22 protein-coding genes are annotated in these 24,959 nt (G+C 40.6%); 14 read left to right on the forward strand and 8 right to left on the reverse strand.

What is annotated here, in order from left to right; all coding sequences use genetic code 11:
* The first annotated feature begins 8 nt into the window (after positions 1-8).
* From E0E32_RS09150 to E0E32_RS09175, 6 genes are all read left to right on the forward strand, one after another.
* On the forward strand, positions 9-2,045 hold the full coding sequence (locus tag E0E32_RS09150) for a beta-galactosidase (RefSeq protein ID WP_130859646.1): 2,037 nt from the start codon (positions 9-11) through the stop codon (positions 2,043-2,045).
* Between the two features lie 151 nt (positions 2,046-2,196).
* Positions 2,197-2,331, forward strand: a complete 135-nt coding sequence (locus tag E0E32_RS09155; RefSeq protein ID WP_130859647.1) for a maltose acetyltransferase domain-containing protein — start codon at positions 2,197-2,199, stop codon at positions 2,329-2,331.
* Positions 2,332-2,497: 166 nt separating this feature from the next.
* The gene (locus tag E0E32_RS09160; protein ID WP_078060088.1) at positions 2,498-3,253 is read left to right on the forward strand and encodes a M15 family metallopeptidase; all 756 of its coding nucleotides are present in this window, start codon (positions 2,498-2,500) and stop codon (positions 3,251-3,253) included.
* Between the two features lie 1,148 nt (positions 3,254-4,401).
* Positions 4,402-5,262 (forward strand): sporulation peptidase YabG, encoded by an 861-nt coding sequence (gene yabG, locus E0E32_RS09165; RefSeq protein ID WP_066191893.1) that lies wholly within the window; start codon positions 4,402-4,404, stop codon positions 5,260-5,262.
* A 134-nt stretch (positions 5,263-5,396) separates the two neighbouring features.
* Complete coding sequence (gene fumC / locus E0E32_RS09170; protein ID WP_130859648.1) at positions 5,397-6,782, forward strand: class II fumarate hydratase; 1,386 nt, start codon at positions 5,397-5,399, stop codon at positions 6,780-6,782.
* A gap of 87 nt (positions 6,783-6,869) precedes the next feature.
* Positions 6,870-7,070 (forward strand): alpha/beta-type small acid-soluble spore protein, encoded by a 201-nt coding sequence (locus E0E32_RS09175; protein WP_066191897.1) that lies wholly within the window; start codon positions 6,870-6,872, stop codon positions 7,068-7,070.
* 431 nt (positions 7,071-7,501) lie between these two features.
* Here E0E32_RS09175 and E0E32_RS09180 read toward each other — a convergent pair whose 3' ends face one another.
* The 3 genes from E0E32_RS09180 to E0E32_RS09190 form a co-directional block, all read right to left on the reverse strand.
* On the reverse strand, positions 7,502-8,602 hold the full coding sequence (locus E0E32_RS09180) for an ABC transporter ATP-binding protein (RefSeq protein WP_066191899.1): 1,101 nt from the start codon (positions 8,600-8,602) through the stop codon (positions 7,502-7,504).
* Positions 8,603-8,746: 144 nt separating this feature from the next.
* Positions 8,747-9,646: a PucR family transcriptional regulator gene (locus E0E32_RS09185; protein ID WP_066191902.1), complete on the reverse strand. Its 900-nt coding sequence runs from the start codon at positions 9,644-9,646 to the stop codon at positions 8,747-8,749.
* A gap of 122 nt (positions 9,647-9,768) precedes the next feature.
* Positions 9,769-11,019: a YheC/YheD family protein gene (locus E0E32_RS09190; RefSeq protein ID WP_130859649.1), complete on the reverse strand. Its 1,251-nt coding sequence runs from the start codon at positions 11,017-11,019 to the stop codon at positions 9,769-9,771.
* A gap of 102 nt (positions 11,020-11,121) precedes the next feature.
* On the opposite strand from E0E32_RS09190, the gene E0E32_RS09195 reads away from it, so the two are divergent.
* The 7 genes from E0E32_RS09195 to E0E32_RS09225 all read left to right on the forward strand — a co-directional run bounded on the left by E0E32_RS09195 (position 11,122) and on the right by E0E32_RS09225 (position 20,336).
* The gene (locus E0E32_RS09195) at positions 11,122-12,234 is read left to right on the forward strand and encodes a DUF445 domain-containing protein (protein WP_066191906.1); all 1,113 of its coding nucleotides are present in this window, start codon (positions 11,122-11,124) and stop codon (positions 12,232-12,234) included.
* 138 nt (positions 12,235-12,372) lie between these two features.
* Complete coding sequence (locus E0E32_RS09200) at positions 12,373-12,723, forward strand: YlbF/YmcA family competence regulator (RefSeq protein ID WP_066191908.1); 351 nt, start codon at positions 12,373-12,375, stop codon at positions 12,721-12,723.
* Between the two features lie 301 nt (positions 12,724-13,024).
* Positions 13,025-13,606, forward strand: a complete 582-nt coding sequence (locus tag E0E32_RS09205; RefSeq protein ID WP_130859650.1) for a helix-turn-helix domain-containing protein — start codon at positions 13,025-13,027, stop codon at positions 13,604-13,606.
* A gap of 141 nt (positions 13,607-13,747) precedes the next feature.
* On the forward strand, positions 13,748-14,647 hold the full coding sequence (locus E0E32_RS09210) for an ABC transporter ATP-binding protein (RefSeq protein WP_066191911.1): 900 nt from the start codon (positions 13,748-13,750) through the stop codon (positions 14,645-14,647).
* Positions 14,640-15,899, forward strand: a complete 1,260-nt coding sequence (locus E0E32_RS09215; RefSeq protein ID WP_066191912.1) for an ABC transporter permease — start codon at positions 14,640-14,642, stop codon at positions 15,897-15,899. The genes E0E32_RS09210 and E0E32_RS09215 overlap by 8 nt, the downstream gene beginning before the upstream one ends.
* Positions 15,900-16,313: 414 nt before the next feature.
* Positions 16,314-17,504 carry a metallophosphoesterase family protein gene (locus E0E32_RS09220; protein ID WP_066191916.1) on the forward strand — a complete coding sequence of 397 codons (1,191 nt, stop codon included), beginning with the start codon at positions 16,314-16,316 and terminating at the stop codon, positions 17,502-17,504.
* A gap of 12 nt (positions 17,505-17,516) precedes the next feature.
* Positions 17,517-20,336, forward strand: coding sequence for an ATP-binding protein (locus tag E0E32_RS09225; protein ID WP_130859651.1), 2,820 nt, complete (start codon positions 17,517-17,519; stop codon positions 20,334-20,336).
* Between the two features lie 215 nt (positions 20,337-20,551).
* Here E0E32_RS09225 and E0E32_RS09230 read toward each other — a convergent pair whose 3' ends face one another.
* The 4 genes from E0E32_RS09230 to E0E32_RS09245 form a co-directional block, all read right to left on the reverse strand.
* On the reverse strand, positions 20,552-21,778 hold the full coding sequence (locus E0E32_RS09230; protein ID WP_066191922.1) for a hydrolase: 1,227 nt from the start codon (positions 21,776-21,778) through the stop codon (positions 20,552-20,554).
* A 141-nt stretch (positions 21,779-21,919) separates the two neighbouring features.
* Entirely contained in the window at positions 21,920-22,924 is a 1,005-nt protein-coding gene (locus tag E0E32_RS09235) for a peptidylprolyl isomerase (RefSeq protein ID WP_130859652.1), read from the reverse strand.
* Positions 22,925-23,160: 236 nt separating this feature from the next.
* Positions 23,161-23,340, reverse strand: a complete 180-nt coding sequence (locus E0E32_RS09240; protein WP_066191926.1) for a hypothetical protein — start codon at positions 23,338-23,340, stop codon at positions 23,161-23,163.
* A 281-nt stretch (positions 23,341-23,621) separates the two neighbouring features.
* Positions 23,622-24,161: a metalloprotease family protein gene (locus tag E0E32_RS09245; RefSeq protein ID WP_066191928.1), complete on the reverse strand. Its 540-nt coding sequence runs from the start codon at positions 24,159-24,161 to the stop codon at positions 23,622-23,624.
* A 140-nt stretch (positions 24,162-24,301) separates the two neighbouring features.
* Between E0E32_RS09245 and E0E32_RS09250 the strand changes: the two genes are divergently transcribed.
* Positions 24,302-24,517 carry a hypothetical protein gene (locus E0E32_RS09250; protein ID WP_165445004.1) on the forward strand — a complete coding sequence of 72 codons (216 nt, stop codon included), beginning with the start codon at positions 24,302-24,304 and terminating at the stop codon, positions 24,515-24,517.
* Between the two features lie 28 nt (positions 24,518-24,545).
* Here E0E32_RS09250 and E0E32_RS09255 read toward each other — a convergent pair whose 3' ends face one another.
* Positions 24,546-24,905 (reverse strand): YtxH domain-containing protein, encoded by a 360-nt coding sequence (locus E0E32_RS09255; RefSeq protein WP_066191931.1) that lies wholly within the window; start codon positions 24,903-24,905, stop codon positions 24,546-24,548.
* Positions 24,906-24,959: the final 54 nt, after the last annotated feature.

Here is a 24,959-nt window from a genome sequence, read left to right on the forward strand (position 1 = left end):
ACTTTCGAATGAAGAAACGAGTAAATGAAGACAAATTAACATTAGGGGTATGTTATTACCCGGAACATTGGCCAGAAGAAATATGGGAAGATGATTACAAGCGAATGAAAGAGCTAGGTTTTACCTATGTGCGAATGGGCGAGTTTGCCTGGACCATTTTTGAACCAGAAGAAGGCATCTTTTCGTTTGATTTATTTGATCGTGCCGTTGCCAAGGCGCATGAATTCGGATTAAAGGTCATCATGGGGACACCAACGGCTACACCACCAGCTTGGCTGACAGAGAAATACCCTGATGCTTTAAATGCGACACAAGATGGCATACCTTATCAACATGGGGCGCGCCGCCACTATAATTATAATTCAGAAAATTACCGGAGACTGTCGGCGATTGTCGTGACCGAAATGGCCAAACATTTTCATGATCATCCGGCTATCGTGGGCTGGCAAATTGATAACGAACTAAATTGTGAAACCGATGTTTTTTATTCGAAGGCGGATCATGATGCTTTCCGAGAATGGGCCAAGCATAAGTATCAATCACTCGACAATTTGAATGAAGTATGGGGTACGGTTTTCTGGAATCAGACCTACACTAGCTGGGATCAAGTTTATTTAACACGTAAGACGGTTCCTGATTCACCAAACCCGCATCATGCTTTGGATGAAAAGCGCTTTTTCTCAGATAGTGCGATCTCTTTTGCCAAATTGCAGGCAGACATCTTACGTGAACATGCACCGAATCAATGGGTAACCACGAATGGCATGTTCGGTAACTTGAATAATCATCAAATGACCGATGACTTGTTAGATTTCTATGCTTATGATTCGTACCCAAACTTTGGCAGGATCAGTCAAGATGATTCTGAAAAACCATTGCGAGATCGTAAATGGAGTTGGAATTTGAGCATGGTACGAAGTATCTCTCCTAACTTTGCCATATTTGAGCAGCAATCTGGACCTGGCGGCTGGACGACAAGAATTGAACAGCCTTCGCCAAAACCCGGTCAGCTGCGCTTGTGGACCTACCAATCGATTGCGCACGGGGCAGATATGATCTTGTATTTCAGATGGCGAACAGCGACGAAAGGAACCGAAATCTATTGGCATGGTATTAATGATTACCATAATGTTCCGAATCGTCGTGTCAAAGAAGTAGACAGAGTGAGTAAAGAATTACAGCAATTAGGAAAGGTTGCCGGCTCTACTTATCAAGCAGACATTGCCTATTTGAACAATTATGATAACGAATGGGATGGAGCATTTGATAATTGGGTTGGACCTTATGAATCCAAGAGTAAAGAAGCATGGTTTAAGGCTTTGCAATATAATCATGTACCGATGGATATATATGATTTTACAAATGACACCACCTTGGAAGATTTGAAAAAATATAAGGTGTTAGTTTACCCTCATCCGGCTATTCTAACGGAAGAACATGCCAAACTGTTTACGGGCTATGTCGAACAAGGTGGGAAAATTATTTTTGGCTGCCGTTCGGGTTACAAAGATGAAACGGGTCAGGTCTACATGAAAGAATTCCCTGGCTATCTAGCGGAATTGGCAGGAGTGACGGTGGAAGAATTTACAAGGGTGGCTGAATTTGAACCAACTCCTGGCATTCAGCTGCAGAATACCTATGAGGTAGAGGCCAATGACTTTAATGAGGTATTACGCCCACACCAGGAAGTCGATGTATTAGCTACCTTTACGAATGCCCATTTTGCAGGCAAACCGGCGTTGGTGAAACGCACTTATGGACAAGGGGAGTGTTATTACTTTGGCGGGGTGTTTAACCAAGCTTTAGTCAGTCAGCTGATCGATGAATTTGGTTTGAACAGGTATCAAGATCTATTCGAATTGCCTGAACAAGTGGAACTATCGATCCGCAAGAAAGACGGCAGGGATTACGTTTTCTTATTAAACTATGCCGATGCTCCTCAAACAGTAGGGATTAAGAAAGACTTTACCGATGCGATTACAGGCAACCATCTAACGAATAAGTATACCTTGGCCCCTTTTGATGTATTGGTGTTGGAGAGGTAGAAACACATTATTTTAAGTAAAGCTTGATGTTGAGAAGATGTAGAAAAAAGCGATCTGCATTTTCTGATGAATGAGAATGTACAAAAACTAAAGAAATGATCGTGTTGCAAGATGGACACGATCATTTCTAGTAATTGTGAGGAGAATACAAGTGAACAAAGAAGAAGTGAAGCAAATGGTGAACTCAGGAGAAATGTATGATGATGCCCATCCTGATCTGGATGCTCTTCGTAAAGAAGCGATTGCAACTTGTCGGCGTTATAATAAAAAAGTAAATAAAAGATGATCAAAAGCTCGGTAAATATCTTATATGAAGAACTTTTTCTTATGACTCATAAATTCCTCTTTCCTTCGAACATATAAAAAGTGAAGAATAACTACAACTATGTTATATTAAATTAGGATCAAATAATAATGAAAAAATTGAAAAGAGCAGGAAAGAAGGATAGATAATGAGCATAATCATGAGTGCTATGTTACTGTTTGCCTCTATTGTAGACAGCGATGAACTATTAACGGTTAAATATATGCCTAATAGCACGATTCAGTTAGTACACAAAGAACCAGCAACCGGATTACTGGAGTACATTCATAACAATCAGGAGGAAGTAGACGAAGATGGTCTGGTGATCGTTAATGATCCCGAAAGTATAGAAGTGGTGGTAAACAAACAACGTAAACTGCCAGATGGATATGAGCCGCAAAATTTAGTGGAGGCAGATGTACCATATCTTGCACCAGCCGGAGACCCTAAACGTTTAGTAAGAGAAGAGGTTGCTGGCGCGCTTGAACAACTGTTTGTCGCTGGTGAAGAAGATGGGATGGACTTGGTAGCCGTCTCAGGCTATCGAGGATATGATCGGCAAAAACAAATTTATGAAGCAAATGTGCAACAAAATGGCGAGGAACATGCCAATAAATTCTCAGCTAAGCCTGGCACGAGTGAGCATCAAACAGGATTGGCAATGGATGTCGCTTCTGCGGCTCAAGTGGCAGTATTAGAGCCTAGCTTTAGTGAAACAGATGAAGGGCAGTGGCTGGCAGATCATGCACATGAGTACGGATTTATTATTCGTTATCCAGAGGGCAAGGAAGAGACAACGGGATATAACTTTGAACCATGGCACTTACGGTATGTTGGCAAAGAAATGGCTACCTCGATCTATCAAGCAGATCAAACAATGGAAGAATTTTTTCAATTAGATTAAATCATGGAGAAAAACCGGGCTGGTTAATGCCCGGTTTTTCTTAAAATATAAGAAAGTATAGAATTCTGAGTATGAAAGGATGTGGACCGATTTTGATCTTGAATGAATGGTGGTGCCGATAAGATGGATTATGTAAAGTGGCAAGTCCATCTATTCCATGTAGTAAAGTTGATTGTTTGCCAGTGCTAGGAAACGCTCCGGAAATAGGTTCCGCTTCGATGCACAGGACGTGCAAGTGCAGGCGTTACGACAGGAGGTCGTGATCTTAGCCTGCGAACCTCAATGCCTTGGCTCAGCCTCCTCGTCAGCAAAGATCGCTTCCTGCGGGGTCTTCACACTGCGCTTTTCTCTGTCTGGCTACAAGCGTCAAAAACTAGACAACTTCCCGACAGCGCCCTACGATAAGTCATCATCGGTTCGTCCCTCACCGTGATTCCTTTATCTCAGTCGCTTCGGTCCAGTTGTTACGTTTTTACCCGACGCTTTCCGCCTTTCTTACAGGAGTCTCCACCTATTTCCTCCGCTGGGTAGCAGGACTACAATCGAATGACTGCTAGGATGAAGCGTTCCAGACACTATATTTCTGCCAATAAGAAAACCGCATAACCTTTTTCTGAGAACGGCTGGATCCTATGTTATGACTTTTATATTAGTACCGTGATCCATTACGCAGCCAAAGAATCAGTTGACGATTTTTTCCTTTTGCTACAACAGTGTCTAGGTACTTAGAACGCTTTCTCCTTGCAGAGATAACCATTGTTGTACGCCAATCTAGCGGAGGGAATAGGTGAAGACTCCTATGGGACCAGGACGAGCTGAAGATCCACTAAAAAGTGCTCTTCTTTTTAGTTAGCTGAAGCCGGCCCCATGGAAAGCGGAACCTATTCCCGGAGCGCTTGCTTTGCACAGATAAAACGGTCAAACTCACCACTAAGGAAAGTGGGCTACTTTACATCATCCATCTTATCGGCAGTTCATTAACTACTTTGAGTGGTCGATAAAGGACCAAGCGGAATTTGCTCGATTTTTCTTACTAAAGAAAGATGAGACTTAAGCTCACGTCAATATTTGGTCAGATACGAAACTCACTAGGTAAATCACCATTTATCACTCACCTTCATACGATATAGCATGATGGGGGTGAAGCAGTGAAATTAATAACCGGAATGCTGGTAACAAGATATTCTCATCAACATGACATTGTTTTTCGCGTACAACAAATACAAGAGGATAAAGTCATCTTACATGGGGAGGATTTAAGGCTGGAAGCTGATGCACCGAAAGAAGATTTATGTATACTCCCTGAGAAGGATATTCGCAAGCGACAAGATGAAATGAAGGAGCAAGAAGAATTTTCTTACCGGCTGTTTCGTCAAGATTATCAATTAATGAAAGAAAAAAAAGAAGTAGATCATCATAAACAAGAACCTCGCAGTGTCAAGCGATTTCAATTACCTGCCAAGGTGCTCCATATTGATGGGGATCGTCTGTATTTAAGGAAATGCATTGAGTTGTATCAACGCTTAGGATTACAGGTACATGGAGTCTATGTCCCTGAGTCAGAGGTGCCGCTTGAGATAGAAGGTCTCATTGAAAAAATACAGCCGGAAATTTTGGTCATAACAGGTCATGATGCTTATTCAGAGGCAAAAGGAAATAAAAAGGATATCACTGCTTATCGTAATACACGCTACTTTGTAGAAGCTGTTCGAAAAGCGCGAGTGACTACACCAAATCTTGATCAGTTAGTGATCTTTGCAGGCGCTTGCCAGTCCCATTTTGAATCCCTGATTCGGGCAGGCGCCAATTTTGCCAGTTCACCTGATCGTATTAACATTCATGCCTTAGACCCTGTCTATGTTGTTGCAAAAGTGGCTTATACACCGTTTATGGAAAAGGTAAATGTGTATGAAATCCTCAAAAACACCCTTACTGGCGAAAAAGGTTTGGGTGGTATGGAAACAAGAGGTATTTATCGTACGGGAATTCCTTATGTAGAAACAAAATAAGCAGTTTGGGTGGACTGTAGCAGGTCTGCCTTTATGCTGTTTGTAAAATTCTGAAAAGCCAGTGTTATGTCTCTATTTTTCCCTGCTTTTTTGTTACAATAGAAGGGAATGATAAGATAAAGGAGAGAATCGTAATGGATTATCGTATGGAACGAGATACAATTGGTGAAATGAAAGTGGCAAACGATAAATATTGGGGTGCCCAAACACAACGTAGTAAAGAAAACTTTCCTATCGGTAAAGAAACCATGCCCGTAGAGATTATTGAAGGCTTTGCTATTCTAAAGCGAAGCGCTGCGTTGGTGAATAACGAGCTTGGTTTGATGGAAGATATCAAGGCAGAGGCAATTAAACATGCCGCAGATCGCGTCTTGACTGGTGAATTGGACGAGCATTTCCCGCTAGTGGTTTGGCAGACAGGAAGCGGTACACAATCCAATATGAATGTGAATGAAGTCATTGCTTATGTAGGAAATCAATGGCTGGAACAACAAAATAAGGAAGAGCGTCTGCATCCCAATGATGATGTTAACAAATCGCAGAGTTCGAATGACACCTATCCAACGGCTTTACATATAGCAGCTGTACGCAAATTAGCGGAGGTAGTGCAGCCTGCATTAACAATCCTGAAACAAACATTAAAGGAAAAAATGGAAGCGTTTGAGGATGTGGTGAAAATTGGTAGGACACACTTGCAAGATGCCACTCCACTGACATTGGGTCAAGAAATCAGCGGCTGGCACCGTATGTTGGAAAAAACAGAAGGTATGATTCAAGATAGTATTCCTTATGTAAAGGAGTTAGCGATTGGCGGGACTGCAGTGGGGACAGGCCTGAATGCACATCCGGAATTTTCGGAACGTGTAACCAAAAAAATCAGCGAATATACCAAGCATGATTTCGTATCAGCTCCAAATAAATTTCATGCCTTAACTAGTCATGATGAGTTAGTCTATGCGCATGGTGCTTTAAAAGGACTTGCAGCTGATTTGATGAAAATCGCCAATGACGTACGCTGGTTAGCAAGTGGGCCTCGCTGTGGAATTGGTGAAATCACGATTCCTGCCAATGAGCCAGGAAGTTCGATCATGCCGGGCAAAGTCAATCCAACACAAAGCGAGGCCATTACCATGGTAACTACTCAGGTGATGGGAAATGATGCGGCAATTGGTTTTGCTGCTAGTCAAGGTAACTTTGAATTAAATGTATACAAACCGGTAATTGCCTACAATTTCTTACAATCGGCACAATTATTAGCGGACAGCATGATTTCCTTTAATGATCGTTGTGTAGTGGGACTTGAGCCTAATCATGAGCAAATCGAAAAGAATTTGAAAGACTCGTTAATGCTTGTTACCGCATTAAATCCTCATATTGGTTATGAAAATGCTGCAAAAATCGCCAAGACGGCTTTTGAGGATAATGCCACTTTGAAAGAAACGGCGCTTAAGCTTGGTTTAGTCACAGCGGAACAGTTTGATGAGTGGATTAAACCGGAGGAAATGACCTATCCCAAGTAATGAGGTAATTTCTATAAATTGCTAATGTATCGATAAGTATAAGGATCACCTTTTGGTTCACAATATGGGTACAGGAGGTGATCACAGATGGCAACTAACAATTCAAATCAATTGGTTGTTCCTGGCGTGGAGCAAGCTCTTGATCAAATGAAGTATGAAATTGCACAAGAATTTGGTGTGAACTTAGGTGCTGACAGCACTTCTCGCGCGAACGGTTCTGTTGGTGGAGAAATCACAAAACGTTTAGTAACAATGGCTGAACAACAATTTGGTGGGCAACAACAATAATAATAGCTAACCAAAAAAGAAGGAGAGCTTTTGAGTATTCATTAGCATCTCCTTCTTTTAATGCTCAATTCTTGGCCTAAAGTAATTATTAAACTGCCGATAAGACGGATTATGTTAAGAATTTAGTTCATTTATTTCATGTAGCCAAAATTTGATTGTTTGTCAGTGCTAATAGGTGCTACGGAAATAGGTTCCGCTTTTGCCCGAATCGCCTGTTGACTTATGCCCTGTGGGTAAAAGCGCAGCATATTTCCGCTTGCTTCGCACAGATAAAACGATCAAACTCATCACTTAGGAAAGTACATTATCCATCTTATCGGTACTTCGATTTACTCATGTTTTAAGTCATTCCACAATCTATTATGTTTTCTTTTCTTATCTTACAAGAAAAGAGGCTTTGTATTACAAAGCCTCTTTCGTCATAACCTTCATTATTTAATTCTTTCTTCTGACTCTTGATCGAAGAAGTGACATTTGTTCATGTCAAATGCTAAGTCGATGCTTTCTCCACCATTGATGTCGGTACGAGAATCTACGCGAGCGACAAATTCTTGACCGTTTACTTCGGAATAAAGATAAGATTCAGAACCCATTAACTCAGCAACGTCGATTGTCGCTTGAATTTTCTTACCTGGATTGGCATCCAAGAATACCGGCTCATCATGAATATCCTCTGGACGTACACCTAGTACGACTTCTTTACCTACGTAACCTTGGTCGCGAAGGACTTTCATTTTTCCTTCTGGTACTTCTACATTGGTATCCCCAAGCTTAATCGTTCCTTCATCTAAAACACCATTGAAAAAGTTCATAGCTGGTGAACCGATGAAACCACCAACGAAGATATTGTTTGGTTTATCGTAAACTTCTTTTGGTGCCCCAACTTGCTGGATAAGACCATCTTTTAATACGACCAATCGCGTTGCCATTGTCATCGCTTCTGTTTGGTCGTGTGTAACGTAGATAGTAGTTGTTTGCAGACGGTGGTGTAGTTTTTGGATTTCCGCACGCATTTGTACACGTAACTTGGCATCCAAGTTGGATAAAGGCTCATCCATTAAGAACACTTTTGCGTCACGAACGATTGCACGCCCTAGTGCCACACGCTGACGTTGACCACCAGAAAGTGCTTTCGGTTTACGATCTAAGTATGCTTCTAGACCTAAGATACGAGCTGCTTCGGATACACGACGCTCGATTTCGTCTTTTTTAAATTTACGTAGTTTTAGACCAAATGCCATATTGTCATACACATTCATATGTGGATAAAGGGCATAGTTTTGGAATACCATCGCGATGTCGCGGTCTTTTGGAGCTACATCGTTCATTAATTTACCATCAATATAAAATTCCCCATCAGTAATTTCCTCTAAACCGGCAATCATACGTAAAGTCGTCGATTTACCGCAACCAGATGGACCAACAAAAACAACGAATTCTTTATCTCCAATTTCGAGGTTGAAATTGTCTACCGCTTTTTGTCCGCCTTTGTCATAAACTTTGTCAATACTTCTAAGTGATAATTCTGCCATTGTATTCCCTCCTAGATTTGAAAGCGTTTCATGATCTGATTATTAGTTTACTAGGTAATCGCCTACATGTAAATGGAAACCGTGCACAAAAAAAAACATTCTCTTTGTGCACGGTTACAAAAATGAAAAATGGGAGCTTATTTGTCAGTTATTCTCCCATTTTAAGATAAAACATAGATATACAGCGATGGCGCTGTTAAATTGTTTGACATCGATGCCGGTTTTTTCAATGAATTTATCGACACGATATTGCAGGCTGTTTCGGTGCATATACATTTTCTTCGCCGCCAAAGTAGCATTTGAATTAGATTCTAAAAAGACTTGGACGGTTTTCAACAATTCAGCTTCTTCTTTAACAGGGTACAAAACAGAATCTAAGATCAGCTGACGTTCTTTGGCAGTGATATGGTGTAAAAAAAGATAAGGAATGGCATCCGTAAAAGGCAACACATCATGGTTATAGCTCTTGGTGATATGGAAACATTTTTTAATCCATTGATAGAAATCAGGTGCTTGTTGGATATCATACAAAGATGGGCTGACAAATAATTTGATATTAATATAGAAGTCAGAGGTAAGCACTTCAATAATTTCCGCATAGGAAACCATATCTTCCATCGAATGTTCTGTTTCTTGAATAATAACTCCTTCATGATTGTTTTCCCAAAGAATTGGAGTTTTATCTGGGAATAGACCATAGATAGCTTCACGAAAAGATTCAGGATCGATTAATTCATCGGATAAAGAAAAATAAACAAAATGGTAGGAGGTAAATTGGTTCTCCAGCCAATGTTTTGGGATTTCACGATGAAATAAAATATCGATCCACCATTTTTCCTTGTCTGTGGTTGGTAATTGTACGGCTTTATAAGGGGTAAGGAAAAGTTCCAACAAGTCCATCTCGCGTTCTGATAAATCAGCTTGTGGAATACCAACAATCTCATTCTGTTCAGTCACATACCATTTATATGTAAAAGCGTCTGTCTTGGCTTCGTCTGAAACCATAATTAGATTTGGAAACATCTGTTGTAGTTGTTCAAGCATTATTTGTCCTCTTTCATTATTATTTTTCTCTCATCGTTCCTAGATGGTGAATACATACATTCATTATAACAAATAATCAGACAGACCCCCACTTTCACCAATTGGATGACTGTCTGATGGTGCTAATCGGCAATTTGACTTTGGAGAAGCTTGCCAAAATATTCGGTGGTGTGAGCCGCAAACTCGCTTTCGAGAAAAATGTCCCAGCTAGGCTTGGCATATACTTCTTGTAACCAGATGCGTCCTTCTTTGTCTATGGCAAAATCAAAAGCAAGCTCAGCGATCTTTTTTTTCGTCAGTGTTTGACTGATTTGCAATGCTAACCTATCCACTTTGTTGAGCTTATCCTGTGGAATATTCGTTGTTTCCAAGCGATGCGTACGCTGATTATCTGGATGCCTGCCGTATCGTAAAACAATCTCCCATTTATCGGTGTGAATGGTATGCACTCGTATCATGTATGGATAGCCTAACGAGAGCATTTCTTGTAATACGATAGCATCTAGGTTATTAGAGAAACACTCCGAGATAAGTTCTGTAAGGTTAGTAAATTGTTTGGACTTACCGAGAACAGGATAAGCAATAAAATGGTCTTGTTTTTTTTCAATCATTAGGGAATAATACTGATTCGTCTGATAGAGCTTGATGGCTTTCTCTTCTAATTGTTGTGCGATGGTGGAAATAGAAGGATGAAAGATGCATTCAGGTAAGAGATATGCCAAATCCTCCTGTTGTTTAAGCTGATCATAGACATTCCATTTGTTAAAAAACCCCTTATTAAATATAATAGCAGTGGACGATAAATCCTCAATGATCGATTGATGAAAAGGATGTGCTTCGATCTTGCGGTTGGGCAGACGATTGTATATGCGAGGCGGAATAACTATTTCCAGCGTTTGCCATTGTTTGTCCTCCCACACCGCTGCGGTTAGTCTTTTATTCGTTCGATCGACGTGCTTTAATGTGAAACATACCGTCAGAAAACCGAGTGTTTTCCCTGTTTCTGTCAATTCCTGCAATAAGGTCAGCCATTTGGACCGGCTGGGGTGTTGATGCAGCATGATAGCAAAAGGATGGTAAAGGGAACAGTGTGCTCCTTCTTTCCATAAAATCACTTGCTGGGCATCGTCTATTTGTAAATGATGAGACAGGGCGGAAGATAGATAAATGATGTGTGCCTCTTTCTGATGACCTAATATGTCACACGATGAGCGTTTCGTTTTATATTGTAGAAAATCGGTAGTTCGAAATGTGGTATATTCCTTTTGTGGAAGGATCATACGGTATTTCTGACTGGCGTATACGGTGATGGTATATATTTGTTTGATTATCAACACCTTCTTTAAAGAAGTATTAAGACTTGCTTGATACATTATATGCTCGGCTCATGGGTGTATACCTTATGGAGCAAGTTCAAGTAACCCTTGGCAATTTCGTATGGTTGTCATCAACTCATAGAAAGGTGGAAAAATCGTTTGAATACCTTGTTAATGATCTTATTTATGGTGCTTATCGGTTCTTTTATTGGTGGATTAACCAACTATGTTGCCATAAAAATGTTATTTCAACCACATCAGCCGAAGTATATTGGTAAGTGGCGTGTTCCTTTCACCCCTGGAGTGATTCCGAAAAGACGTGATCAATTGGCGAAACAGCTGGGCAGTTTAGTCATTAATCATTTAGTAACAGTGGACAGTATTCAGCTTAAAGTACAGGATCCTGTACTGAAACAAAACGTGGAAGAACAGGTGATAAAGGAGTGGGATTACTTTTTGCAGCAAACGACTAGGATCAATCAGCTGCCTGTCTCGTTAGAACCGAATCTGTTAAAAGAACATCTTGCACAACGAATAGTTGATCATATCAATGGCTTTGTGGAAAAACACCGCCAAGATAAACTTGGCTCTTTTATCGATCTGCTGGTAGACGAGGAAGATGTACGGCGAATGGCAGATCTTGTACAGAATAAACTGATGGATATTGTAGCAGGTGAAGAAACCCAACAAAAAATGGAGGAGATCATTCAAGACTATGCCGTCTCGAAAGGGTTTTTCGGTAGAATGTTGTTGTCGATGTTTAGTGGGGATGAATTAGCAGAGAAAATTCAGCGTCTCGTCATCAATTACATCCAATCACCGCAAGGGAAAGAGTGGATACAGCATACCACAAAGAAAGAGTGGCAACAGTTGCTGGAGCAAAGAATAGACGTGATCGGCACCTTTTTTAAAAAAGAACAAACGCAAGAAATCGTTCGTTCTTTTGTCCAAGAACAGCTTCCGCTCGAGCAATGGCTGGATACGCCAATACAGGATTTACTTCAACCATTATCGAAACAGGTGAAGGAACAAGTGATCCCGCAAGCGATCGATGGGCTATTTGACCATCTGTCACAGCAGATTCCAAAAATCATGCAGCAGCTGGAAGTAGAGAAGATGGTCGAGAATCAAGTTGCTTCTTTTCCCATTAAACGTGTAGAGGAACTGGTTTTGTCTATCACTCGTAAAGAATTCAGTCTCATCACTTATTTGGGCGTCTTTTTAGGGGGAATGATCGGTTTTATTCAGGCGATTCTTTTGCTCGCCGTATAACTACTTGCGGTAAATCTCCTGTCGTGAGTATGAAGGTTTCCCTTTATCGTAGTTTAATTCTTTGTTATAGTGGTATGGTACATGTAACAAGCATATGTATAAAACAGGCTAAGCCAATCTTTAGGAGGATTTTATTTTATGGCAAACATTCAAGACAGTGCCCATGCGTTGGAACAAGCAATTCAGGAGAGTGAAGAATTTCAGGATCTAAAGGCTGCTTATGATAAAGTCATGAGTGATCCCAACGCGAAGCAAATGTTCGATAATTTCCGCAACACGCAGTTAGAGTTACAGCAAAAGCAAATGCAAGGACAGGAAATTACCGAAGAAGAGATTGAAAAGGCGAAACAAGTGGTTGAACTTGTACAGCAACATGAAGATATCTCGAAGCTAATGGAAGAAGAGCAACGTTTAAACAACCTGATAAATGATATCAGCCGTATCATTACAAAACCGTTAGAAGAATTATATGGTGAGCAAGCTCAGTAAGCAGCTAGCGCCTACCTAACCGAATGGATGCAAAAGTGGGTCGCATGAAATCAAACGAAGTGCTGGATTTCATGCGATTTTTTTGTAGAGAAAATAAGCTGACATCAATCAATAGAGGTAAGCGCATAGTTATTTAGCATCATCCGCAGTCCCCTTTATAAAGTGTGAACAAGCACTTATCAATCCCGTCATAATAGCTTTGCACAATGATTTTGTCAAAGAAATTAGCTCCTATTCCTAACATTTTTGGTGGTCTGCACGCAGCTATTCTGTTAGGATACACACAGGAGGTTGCCATGTGATGGATATATATAAACAGATTCAATATTACAGAAAACAAGCGGGATTAACGCAAGAAGAATTGGCCGATAAGATTTATTGCAGTCGTAATTCGGTATCTAATTGGGAGCGAGGAAAGACATACCCCGATGTGGAAGCCTTATTACGAATGAGTGAGCTGTTTGAGACAACAATTGATCACTTAGTAAAGGGAGATCTAACAGAAATGAAAAAAGACTTAAACCTAACTCGTATCAATCGATGGGGGATCGTGATGACGTTGGCCTTCAGCCTATTAGTATTAATGCTTCTGCCAAGTTTCCATTTTTTCGATAACTATGCGTTTACGGTGCTCATACCATTGGGGTTGATTGGTATTTACGCAGGTTATCGCATAGAAATCTACAAAAAACAGATCAAACAAAATAATCACTTAAAGACATTAGAGGAAATCATCCAGTATGTAGAAAGGGAAGACGGGCATACAGCTACTTCCACGAAGCCTTTCAATAGTCGGTTAATGACAGCTATGTATGGCGTCGTTTTTTTACCCTCATCGTCCTATCTGTTTTTATCTTTTTGCCACCGCGTTAAGAGTCCGTAAGTTATTCCACTTGTAAGTGTGCTGAACCGAAATGGTGCAGGGAAACAACAGTCTCAGTGTATCCTGCTTTAGAAAACAGCCTTAAGTAAATGAAACTTTTCCTTAACCATCCACGTAAGAAAAAAGAAAGGAGTGGAGGACGTGACGTTAAAATTAGAGAATGTTACTAAGCAATTTGGCAGCTTTACCGCTGTTGATCAGTTATCGCTGGAAATACCTGCCCACAATATCTTTGGTTTTCTTGGGGCAAATGGGGCAGGTAAGACAACAACCTTCCGTATGATTTTGAATCTGATTGACCAAACTTCTGGAACGATTACCTGGAATGGGAAAGTGATTGATTACAGCAAGACGGATGATATTGGTTATTTACCAGAAGAACGAGGATTATACCCGAAATTGAAGGTGAAGGATCAACTAGTGTATCTTGGAAAACTAAGAGGTATGCAAAAAAAAGATGTCGAAAACGAATTGGTTCACTGGTTAGATCGGCTGAAGGTTCCGCATTATTTCGATAAAAAAGTCGAAGAGCTGTCTAAAGGGAACCAGCAAAAGATCCAATTTATTTCTGCGGTGATACATAAGCCGAAATTGTTAATCCTCGATGAGCCGTTTTCCGGTCTGGATCCGGTTAATGTAGAGCTATTAAAGGAATCCGTGGTGGACCTGAAAGATTCAGGTACTTCGATCGTATTCTCTTCTCATCGAATGGAGCACGTAGAAGAACTATGTCAGCATCTATGTATGATGCAGCATGGGAAGCCGATTTTAGATGGAAATCTTCGCGAAATCAAACGCTCTTTCGGCAAGAAAAATCTGGCCATCAACGCCGATTTTGATTTGAACTTTGTCGAGCAGATTCCTGGAGTGTTAAAGGTAAAGTATCTGCAAGATGGTGTCATGTGTCAAATTGAAAATGAAGAGGTTTCACAAGGTGTATTGCAGGAAATAAACGGAAAAGGATTCATCCGAAAATTTGAACTAGAAGAGCCTAGTCTAAATGATATCTTTATTGAGAAAGCAGGTGAATCTTATGAATAAGTTCTGGACCGTTTTTTCTCATACGTTTTCATCCAAAATAAAGTCGAAATCATTTATTATTACTACGGCTTTGTTTATCGCCTTTATTTTCTTAATGTCTAATTTTGATTCTATTATCAATGTCTTTGATTCGGATGAATCGGAAGAGTCTGGATCAGATCAAATTGCCTTAGTGACAGAAGAGGATGCGTGGGCAGAGATGCTGCAAGCTGGTGCCCAAGGGGAAGTAGAACTGGAGCGATTTGAGGGAACCTCGGAAGAAGCACAAACAGCAACAAGCGAGGAAGAATACTCAGGAGTACTGGAAGTAACGGAATCGAATGGTCTTCCTGAAGCCATCTATTATAGCACAGGTGATATGGAGCTGACGATCCCGGGAATACTTCAAAGTCAACTCCAGCAATTAAAGGTAGCAGTAGCCACCGAAGAGGCAGGGGTTGAATCCGATGTGGTAGCTTCGATCAATGAGCCCGTTTCCTTCCAGCAAGAAGTAATATCAACAGATAGCGAGGCAGGTGAGGGCGAGAAGTCAATGGATGAAATGATGGGAGCAAGAGCGCTTGTTTATGTGATTTTATTCCTATTGTATTTCTCCGTGATTTCTTACGGGAACATGATTGCCATGGATATTGCTAACGAAAAAACGTCAAGGGTTATGGAAATTCTAATATCCAGTTCTTCTCCTGTCAGTCAGATGTTCGCCAAGATTCTGGCTATCGGTCTGGCGGGATTGGTACAAATGCTTCTTTTCTGTGGGGTAGGCTATTATATGCTGATCCAGCAGCAAGAAGATGGCTTTCTAAGTGACTTAGGATTGAATGATGTGAGTCCCAGCACGTTTGTTTATGCCGTAATCTTTTTTATCTTAGGATATTTCTTATACGCTACCCTGGCAGCTATGCTTGGATCATTGGTAAGCCGTACCGAAGATGTGCAGCAATTAATGATGCCAGTTACTTTGTTAATTGTCCTTGCCTTTTTCATTGCAATGTTCGGTCTGGCCATGCCAGAATCACCATTAGTTGTTATTTCGTCTTATATCCCATTCTTCTCGCCGATGACGATGTTTTTGCGGGTTGGTGTGCTCGATATTCCATTCTGGGAGATTGCGATCAGTATTGCCCTTCTAGTTGCTGCTATCCTTCTGTTGGCAGCATTAGGAGCAAGAATCTATCGCGGGGGTGTATTGATGTATGGTACATCCACTTCGCTAAAAGACTTCAAAAAGGCCTTGCAATTGTCTAAAAAATAAAGAGAAGACAAGCCACTTTTTTTAAAAGATGATGACGGACAACACTACGCTGTTTTTCAGTAGTGTGTCCGTCTTTTTTGATAGGATAGGAAAGCATATAATCCTTAGTATAATAGGACTTGGAATGATTTTGACCTTGAATCAACGAGAGTACCGATAAGATGGATGATGTAAAATAGCCAGATCATTTATTCCATGTAGTAAAGTTGATGGTTTGTCAGTGCTAGGAAACGCTCCGGAAATAGGTTCCGCTTCAATGTATAGCACACGCATGTCCTATGCGTTGAAGCAGGAGCGCTCGTCTAACAAAAAAACAGGCAAACTTACCGCTAAGAAAACTATCCTTTCTTTTTACACATCGAACGTGCATTCTGTTTTTGGTTCTGTTACAATGAAAGAAAGGAAGTGAGAGACATGCAAACAGTGACGTTTATCCATTGTGCAGACTTGCATCTGGATAGTCCCTTTAAAGGATTATCACATTTACCAGAGAATGTCTTAAGACAAGTGCGTCAAAGTACATTTCAAGCATTAGACCGGTTGGTAGAAGAGGCCATTCACCACCAAGTCGATTTTGTATTAATGGTTGGCGATATATTTGATCAAGAGGAACAGAGTATGCGGGCACATATGGCATTTCGCCATGCCTTGCAGCGTTTAAAGGAACATGAGATTTCCGTCTACTTGTCTTTTGCCAATCATGATTATCTTAAGAGTCATACCTTTCCACATCATTACCCCAGCAATGTCCATTGGTTTGACAGAGAAGAGGTTCAGACGTTTCCTTTTAAAAAGGAGGGGCAATTGTTGGCACAAATTTATGGCTTTAGCTATGAAAACAGGGCAGTTTCTATTGATAAGACCAGTGAATATCGGAAAACGGCAGACGATTGCTTCCATATTGGGATGCTGCACGGAAGTAAAGGGGACAGCGACCATGTACCTTACGCTCCTTTTTCCTTACAATCGCTGAAGCAAAAGGGATTTGACTACTGGGCGCTGGGCCACATACATAAACGAGAGGTACTTTCCACCAAGCCAGCGATTGTTTACCCTGGTAATATGCAAGGAAGGTCTAGTAAGGAAACAGGGGAGAAAGGATGTTATCTAGTTACGTTAACCGAACAGGAAACGACCTATCACTTCTTACCACTTGCTCCGATTTTATTTGAGAAAAAACAGTTGTCATTAACAGAATGGGACAAGCTGGACCTATTAGCAGATAACCTGTTTGAGCTGGCAACTCAGGCAAGTGATCGGACGGTCTTTATACAATTAGCGTTTGATCAGGTACAAGGCGAACAGCGGAATTGGTTTCTCGACCGTCATATGGATGACATGATCGATTATGTAAACGAACAAGCACAGAAATCCTTTTTGATTGGGTACAAATGGAGAGAAGCGGCGTCATTTAATTGGCAGGATGGCGGTGCTTTTATGGAAGAGCTATCTAAGGCTTTTGCTGCAGAAGATATCACAGAAGCGATTCAACCGATCACTTCTCATACAGAAGGAAAGAAGTGGGTGCACACGGGAAAAGGGTTAGATCCAGCTGAAATTACCAGAGAGGCAGAAGCCTTACTTGCGCGGTTATTACGGGAATAGGAGGTGAAGTAGATGAGAATTATGCAAGTAGATATTTATGGATTCGGAAAATGGGTCGATGCCAGCTTTTCGTTTGATCAAGGAAATTATATAGAGATTTCAGGCGATAATGAGTCTGGCAAAACCACGCTAAGACAGTTTATTCTCTATATTTTATTTGGATTAAAACCGAAGCCGCTAGCAGCTTATATGCCGAAACAAGGATCTGCACTGGGCGGGCGAATCACACTAACTGACATCTATCAGGTGCCAGTTACCGTGGAACGGGTTCGCGGTAAACAGGGAGTGAAGGTATATACAACAGATGGAGAAATATTTGACGAAAACTGGCTGAATCAACGGCTGAAGGGGATGACACGTGATCAATTTGAATCCATCTATACGTTCACCGCTTATGAATTACAACAGATTCAACAGATCGACAATCAGGCGCTACAAGAGGTGCTATTAACGATTGGTATGATTGGATCGGATCGTATTTATCAAGCAGAGAAAAACTTAAGTAAGCAGGCAGACGAGCTATTCCGTCCCCATGGTAAAAAGCCGGTAATCAATCAACAATTACAACATTTGGCTGCCACACATCAACAATGGACTAATGCAAGGGAAAAAGAACAAGGCTATCGCGCCAAATTAGAAGCAGTAGAAACAATGGAGGAACGGCATAAGGAGCTACAGCAAGACAAACAGCAAGCAGAAGCACGCTGGAAACAAGTAGAACAGTGGCTGATTCACGACAAACTTATTCGTGATTACTATTTGACGACAAAGCAGCTTGACCGTTATCCGGAAAACCTTCATTTTCCCAGTTTAGGGCTGGATCGTTTGCAGGAATGGAAGGAGCAGCTGTTACCACTGCAAAGTGAAGAGCAGGTTATTCGCAATGAAATGGAAGAAATCGAAAACAACATAGAGGAGATCGATCTGTTGACGAACGAAGAACTAGAGGAGTTGGAGCAAGAGGTTATCCTCCAGCAGCAGCAGTATGAGCAGCAGGAAACACTTCGCCAATTGGATCAGCAAATAACCGAACAGCGCCGGGAATGGACAACAACATTACAACAGTTACAGTTACCCATTTCCAGCGCTGAGGTGGAACAACTGGAGTTACCTTTCTACCTGGAAGAAGAATGGACAGATCTTGCTACACAATATGACAAACTGGAAATGGAACGGCAATATCTTCGTAATGATAACCAATCAGCTGTACGAGTGTTAAAAGATCATGAGGAAACCAAAAAACAGCTGCAGTTAGAACAGCTGTCAAAGGAAGAGCTCCAAGCCTATCAAGCCGATATACAAGCCTGGCAAGAGGCAGCAGCATCTAGTCGTCAACGGCAAAAATTAGACGAGTGGAATCAGGCGTTTGATCAACAAAAACGGCTTTCTTTGCTGATCATGGGAGGAGGCATTATCCTAGCCATCGCGCTTCTATTTTTTACGGATTGGGTTTGGTCAGTCGTACTAGCTGTTCTATCCGTATGTCAGTATGCAGCATTTCATTTATACGGAAAAACAATGGCACAATGGTTAGCACCAGAACAAACAATGACTGCCTCCTTGTCGAACTCAGAAATAGAAGCTAGGAAAGAGAAGCTTGTTGAACAGGAACAGTTGCAAACCAAGATCCAGCAATTGGACAAGGATATACAACAGCAAAAGATGGAACAGCTTAAATCGAGTGAACGGATTCGTTTTATAGAGGAACGGATGGAACAATTAGAACAACGCATGGCCGGCTATCAAAAGCAATATCCTTTTTTACAGTCGGTATCTTTTGTTTATTGGCCTAAACTGTATCAGCAATTACGTTCATTGAAGGATAGGGCAGATAAAACAGTGGCACTTAGATTAGAGCGAGAGGCATTACGAGAACAATTGGATAACGTTGAATGGGAAGGGGACCCAGTAGCCAAGAAACAAGAAGAGCGGCGGAAGCAGGAATTACAGCAGCAGCTTCAGACTAGAAGGGATTCCTTGGAGAGTAAATGGACCAACAATCAAATGAAACAGAAGCCATACTATCATGAAATCCAGCAATTATTAATAGAAGCGGGAGCGGAATCAGAGCAGTCATTCATCGAACAAGGGGAGCGATACCAACGTTATCACACGCTTCAGGAGGAGCAACAACAACTATCTGACAGCTTGCGCATGGTATTTACAGAAGAGGAGCTTCAGCAAGTTCAAGCAGGAGAGTTTGCCGAGAAGCATATCTTGCAAACAGAACAAACAGCCTTGCGTCAAACGATGGCTGACATAGAGGAACAGCTGCAAGCACAACAAGCAGCGCTGAGTGATGAAAAGGCAAACCTGACCATGCTGGAAGCCAGCGAAGATACCTCTTTATTAAAACACCGTATGGCCGAAGAACAGGATGAACTGGATCAAACAGTTCAACAATGGGCAATCTATCAAGTGGCCTTGCATAAATTAACTCAAGCTAAGGCAAGTTATACCGAAAAATACTTGCCTAAGGTACTAGAAGCAGGTAGTCGATATTTTTCTCGTTTTACCTTACAGCGTTATCGACGTATCTTATTGGAAAATGATCAGAAAATCATAGTGGAGGACAGTCAGGGCTATTGGTTTGAAATCTCAGCGTTATCACGGGCAACACAAGATCAATTGTATATCGCTATTCGTTTTGCACTTAGTCATGTGATGACAGAACGTCTGGCTGTCCCATTTCTGATTGATGACGGTTTTGTTCATTTTGATCCAAATCGAAGGGCGGAGATTATTCAGTTGATGGAGGAATTAAGTAAGGATCATCAAATCATATACTTCACCGCCAACCCTACAGCGGCTGCTGTTATTCGATTAGAATAAGAAATAAAAAAAGATAAATCTATCTATGATAAGTTGGATGAAATCATGTCTCATGAATCGGATAGGAATGGATCAAACGAGGTATTATCAGGAAATCATACGAGCAAAGACTTGCTTGAAACACGTTTTTGTTCCATTTATAAGTTCTACTTATCTAATCGTTAAAAGCCCATCTAGCGGAATAGGGTTAACATCCGTTAGATGGGCGATATGAGCTATTTTTCTTCATCTGCTTCCGTATTTTCATAGCGGCTGTCTAAATAATCGACAATATGGATCAGGTATCCTTCAATGTTTTGTGGTTTTCGCACGGCACTGCCCCATTCTGGTAAACCATGGTGGCATAAAATACAATGTGCCATCAAATGGATATTTTCCATTTCTATTGTAATTTGGTACTGTTCGATTACTTTAGATAAGACCAAGACCCCGTAAGGAATATGGCCAATCGTTGTCCCTAATGGATCCATACTAATTCCTGCTTGTTTATGGTTTTCTGTATGAAACGTTGCTGTCGGGAAAAGGAAATGAAAAATATCAAACGATTTACCAGCATAATCGTACTCTGCTAGTTTTCCAATGTCATGAAATAAGATGCTGGTGAGCAGAGCATCATAATTAATCTTATCGAATTTATAGTCTCCCATTCCTTGCAGCATGTGATAGAGATGATCAATCGTGTCACGCCAAACATAGGAAGGATAGTCGTCGTCTGCTTTTAACGTCTCCCAAACTTCTAGCTTGTACTGTGTCTCTACTTTTTGAATTAATTTCATAACCGCCCGGAAAGGATTGTCAGATTGCATCGTAATATAGCGGCAAAAGCGCATTAAGCCAACTGTATGTTTCAACAAACCTCCAAGGTAATTGTGATGAAAACCTTTGGCAGCAGGGCTGATACGGAATGACTCCCAAAGCTGTTCCATCGCTTTCAGAGCAATTTCTTGATAAGGGTCCTTTAATTCCAGCAGATAGGCAAATAATTCTTCGGTTAAGGCATGGATGTCTTGTTTAGTAAAGGGAAGCAAAAGGAATGGATCTACTGCTTTCTTAACAGGTGTCATCTCATAGATAGTGACGCTTTTGAAGCCATTAAAAACATCTACTTGTCCACGTATATCAAAGACTCCTTCTTGTTCTAAGATAGGAACCATTTGGTTTACTTCGCCATTGTTATCCCACATTTTTGCTGATATCATGCCAGATTGGTCGCCCAGTGATAATCGCAAAAACGATTTATTTGTTTTGGTTTTCTTCACCTCGAAGTCGTTCAATAATACGCGGCCGGAGACACGATCCCCTTTGCCGAGTTCTTGAAGATGCAGTCCTTGTAGGGTGTCAGGCAGAGTTGGTGCTGGGAAGCTGTCAGCAATCCATTGGCGCTGTTGATCGGTCAATGAGTAATTAATAGCAAACATATCATAAAAATAAGTAGAAGACATAAGAACATTTCCTTTCAACTAAATATATTCATTGTAGCATAAGCCCGGCTAACTACCAGAAGATTGCAGGAGGCTCAAAATGTAACAACAAAACCCTTATCTTCTGAACGATTAAGAAGATAAGGGTTGAAATAAAAGTAATTATTCAGCAGATTCGTCGGTGTTTTCTTCCTCGTTGGTCTGATCATCAGCTGGTTCCTCTTCATTCGATTCATCAGCAGGTGCTTCTTGATCGGATTCTTCGCCGCCTTCAGCAGGTGCTTCTTCAACAGGCGCTTGTTCTTCTGGATCTGGGAACTCAAATAAATCCTCGAACTGATCAATTTTCACATCAATATTAGATTCTCGCATCAGATCTTGAAGCTTTTGCTGGAAAGCAGCTTGATCTATCTTAGTAGAAGCAATTTCACGTCTTATTTGATCTCTGACATCCTCCAGTGGCTCCACATCTTCATTTTCAACGTGGTCTGTCACTTGAATGATATGGAAACCATTCGTTGTTTGGACTGGGTCACTAATCTCATCGATTTCTAGATTATAAGCGGCTTCTTCAAATTCTGGCACCATCTGTCCTAAACCAAATTCTCCAAGGTCGCCACCATTGCTTGCACTTCCAGGATCAGTAGAATATTCTTCGGCAAGTTCAGCAAAGTCGTCACCATCATCTAATCGGTCTTTCACTTCTTGAGCCGTTTCTTGATCTGCTACCAGAATATGACGTGCATTTAAGTTAGTCTGCATCTTTTCATAACGGTCTTCAATTTCCTCATCCGTAACTTCGACATCTTCTGTCGCCGCCTTTTCTTGTACGAGGCTGGCACGTAAGTCTTCTTTAAGATCATCTTCATTTTCGTAGCCGTTTTGGGTTAAGAACATGTCCCATTGGTCACCGGCTTGCTCTTTGAAGTTTTCTAATTCTTGGTCTACTTCTTCATCGCTCACTTCATAATTACTTTCCAATATTGTGGTAAGCACTAGCTGTTGTAGTACTTGTTCGCCGCCATTATCTACAAGCTCTTGATAGAACTGTTCTTTGGTGACATCTCCTGAATCGGTCTCTACTACTGTTTCTGAATCATCAGAAGAACAGGCAGATAAGGTAATAACACTTGCGGCAAATGCTGCGGAAACTAATACTTTTTTCATTTGTACATACACCCCTAATTCATTTACTATATCTAATTTTTGATTTGATTCATGCAATAATATAACACAAATAGCGTTGAAATAAATATTAAATTGTAATATTACATTAATTTTCCTTATTTATTCGTTGATGTAGTATGGGAAAAGCATGTAATAAAAAGGTTAGGCTGTCTATACTTTTCAGGTGTCGTGCACATTCCATCGAAGCCATTTGCTGCCCTTTTTTAAACAGCTTATTACACATAAATAACATCTACGTAAGAAGAAACAAGTAAAATGGTGATTAAAATATTAATAGTACGAAACACATTGGATTGCTTCTCTTGTCCCATTTCAGTTTGTAGGCAAAATCTCATGGTGAGCGAATTAAAAATAAATAGTATAAAAAAAGCAAAAAACACAAAAATGAAGAACATTCCGATATACCCCCTTAAGCTCCTTTCCTTACTTTAACAAAAAAATCATGATTTGAACAGTAGATACCTACTCATTTTCCCAACACCGACAGAAAATTCACCATATGGAGTTGAATTAATCGCTTTAAAGAAGGCGCTTTCTCAACTTGTGACATATCATTAAAACGATAAGGCTTGCACTGCGGAATAGTATAGAGGAAATGCAGTTGCTAAATCTGACTGGTTATAAAAGCGCTCCAGTCAACTATTCTGGAGCGCTGTCCAAATCATCACGGTCTTTTCTACTGATGAACTAAAATATTATACCCCTTATTATCATTAGATACCATACATTTTTTTGGAGCCTTTCGCAAGTAATGAATATAAATATAATCTGGCCAAGAAAGACTGATGGTAATGGCACTAATTATTAAAAAGTATAGATAGTAGCTTGGCAGCAAATAGCTTGCCACTAGACAAGGTATGACAATTACGATAGTCGGTGTAATTAAAGCAAACAGCAAAAGACTTTTTCTAATCTTCGTATGATAACACATCTGGAAATTTGGAAAAAACCAATAACTCCTTTTCCATTGAAACTTCACTTGTCGATGTGCCAATTTTATTGGAAGTATCCGTAATACTTTGTGTAATAAAGGTAACAAGGCCAACACAATGATTAAAGGCAACCACCCGGTATCTTGGATAGCTACTTCTTGATGAATGGCATGGAAACCTAAATATAAAATAATAAAAGAAAAAAGACCCAAAAGAATAGATAATAAAATACTGCGATAAAGCCCTAATTGTTTCCCAACACTAATGGAATCCCAACAATTCATCAAGACCCCTCCTCACCAAGAAAATATATCGTTGTTTGTTTCTGCCAATATGACTATAGTACCTTTCCACACGAAAATCAATAGTTTTTCAAAAAAAATATAAGTAATCGCTTCCAATTTGAACTGCCTTTGTTTATAAAATGAAAATGACGGCCAAAAACGGAGGGAAACGCGCCCAAACGTCCGTCATTCCGAAAATGACGACCAAAATCCGAGGTAAGCGCGCCCAAATGTCCGTCATTCCGAAAATGACGGCCAAAATCCGAGGGAAACGCGCCCAAACGTCCGTCATTCCGAAAATGACGACCAAAATCCGAGGTAAGTGCGCCCAAATGTCCGTCATTCCGTGTTATTAAAAATAGAGCCAGCAGTCGCTGGCTCTATTTAAGATTCTTTTGTCTTATCTTCTAATTCTTTGAGACTTTTTTCAATTTGTGTCAGATATTTTTGGATGTTTTTTTGATGGGGCTCCACAGTTTTTTTCCATGTTTCAATCGATTCTTTGATGTCGGCCGCTAGATCCTTAATGAGGGCAGCCCCTTCTTTGGAGGTCTTGGAGATCTGCTCTCTTAAGTCTACTCCTTCTGTTTTTAAATGATTGATATAGCGCTTGGCTTCTTCACCTTTTACCTTTACATCCGTTCTTAATTCTTTACCTGCTTTTGGTGTGCTTAATAGCGTAGCTGCTGCACCTACTACACTTCCAGCTAAAATACCGACGACTAACGATTTCGCATTCATCATTACGAACTCTCCTTTCTAAGTATAACATTCTCTTTTTTTGACGATATCAAACCA

The sequence above is a fragment of the Gracilibacillus phocaeensis genome, assembly GCF_900626275.1.
GTDB classification, from domain to species: Bacteria; Bacillota; Bacilli; order Bacillales; family Amphibacillaceae; genus Gracilibacillus; species Gracilibacillus timonensis.

Bases quoted from the DNA above. Each gene is read 5' to 3' on its own strand.
- E0E32_RS09205 (WP_130859650.1), top strand. From the start codon at position 13,025: ATGGATATATATAAACAGATTCAATATTACAGAAAACAAGCGGGATTA.
- E0E32_RS09225 (WP_130859651.1), top strand. From the start codon at position 17,517: ATGAGAATTATGCAAGTAGATATTTATGGATTCGGAAAATGGGTCGAT.
- E0E32_RS09250 (WP_165445004.1), top strand. From the start codon at position 24,302: ATGAAAATGACGGCCAAAAACGGAGGGAAACGCGCCCAAACGTCCGTC.
- E0E32_RS09220 (WP_066191916.1), top strand. From the start codon at position 16,314: ATGCAAACAGTGACGTTTATCCATTGTGCAGACTTGCATCTGGATAGT.
- E0E32_RS09255 (WP_066191931.1), bottom strand. From the start codon at position 24,905: ATGATGAATGCGAAATCGTTAGTCGTCGGTATTTTAGCTGGAAGTGTA.
- E0E32_RS09185 (WP_066191902.1), bottom strand. From the start codon at position 9,646: ATGCTTGAACAACTACAACAGATGTTTCCAAATCTAATTATGGTTTCA.
- E0E32_RS09245 (WP_066191928.1), bottom strand. From the start codon at position 24,161: ATGAATTGTTGGGATTCCATTAGTGTTGGGAAACAATTAGGGCTTTAT.
- E0E32_RS09240 (WP_066191926.1), bottom strand. From the start codon at position 23,340: ATGTTCTTCATTTTTGTGTTTTTTGCTTTTTTTATACTATTTATTTTT.
- E0E32_RS09200 (WP_066191908.1), top strand. From the start codon at position 12,373: ATGGCAAACATTCAAGACAGTGCCCATGCGTTGGAACAAGCAATTCAG.
- fumC (WP_130859648.1), top strand. From the start codon at position 5,397: ATGGATTATCGTATGGAACGAGATACAATTGGTGAAATGAAAGTGGCA.
- E0E32_RS09190 (WP_130859649.1), bottom strand. From the start codon at position 11,019: ATGTATCAAGCAAGTCTTAATACTTCTTTAAAGAAGGTGTTGATAATC.
- E0E32_RS09215 (WP_066191912.1), top strand. From the start codon at position 14,640: ATGAATAAGTTCTGGACCGTTTTTTCTCATACGTTTTCATCCAAAATA.
- E0E32_RS09160 (WP_078060088.1), top strand. From the start codon at position 2,498: ATGAGCATAATCATGAGTGCTATGTTACTGTTTGCCTCTATTGTAGAC.
- E0E32_RS09235 (WP_130859652.1), bottom strand. From the start codon at position 22,924: ATGAAAAAAGTATTAGTTTCCGCAGCATTTGCCGCAAGTGTTATTACC.
- E0E32_RS09150 (WP_130859646.1), top strand. From the start codon at position 9: ATGAAGAAACGAGTAAATGAAGACAAATTAACATTAGGGGTATGTTAT.
- E0E32_RS09230 (WP_066191922.1), bottom strand. From the start codon at position 21,778: ATGTCTTCTACTTATTTTTATGATATGTTTGCTATTAATTACTCATTG.
- E0E32_RS09175 (WP_066191897.1), top strand. From the start codon at position 6,870: ATGGCAACTAACAATTCAAATCAATTGGTTGTTCCTGGCGTGGAGCAA.
- E0E32_RS09180 (WP_066191899.1), bottom strand. From the start codon at position 8,602: ATGGCAGAATTATCACTTAGAAGTATTGACAAAGTTTATGACAAAGGC.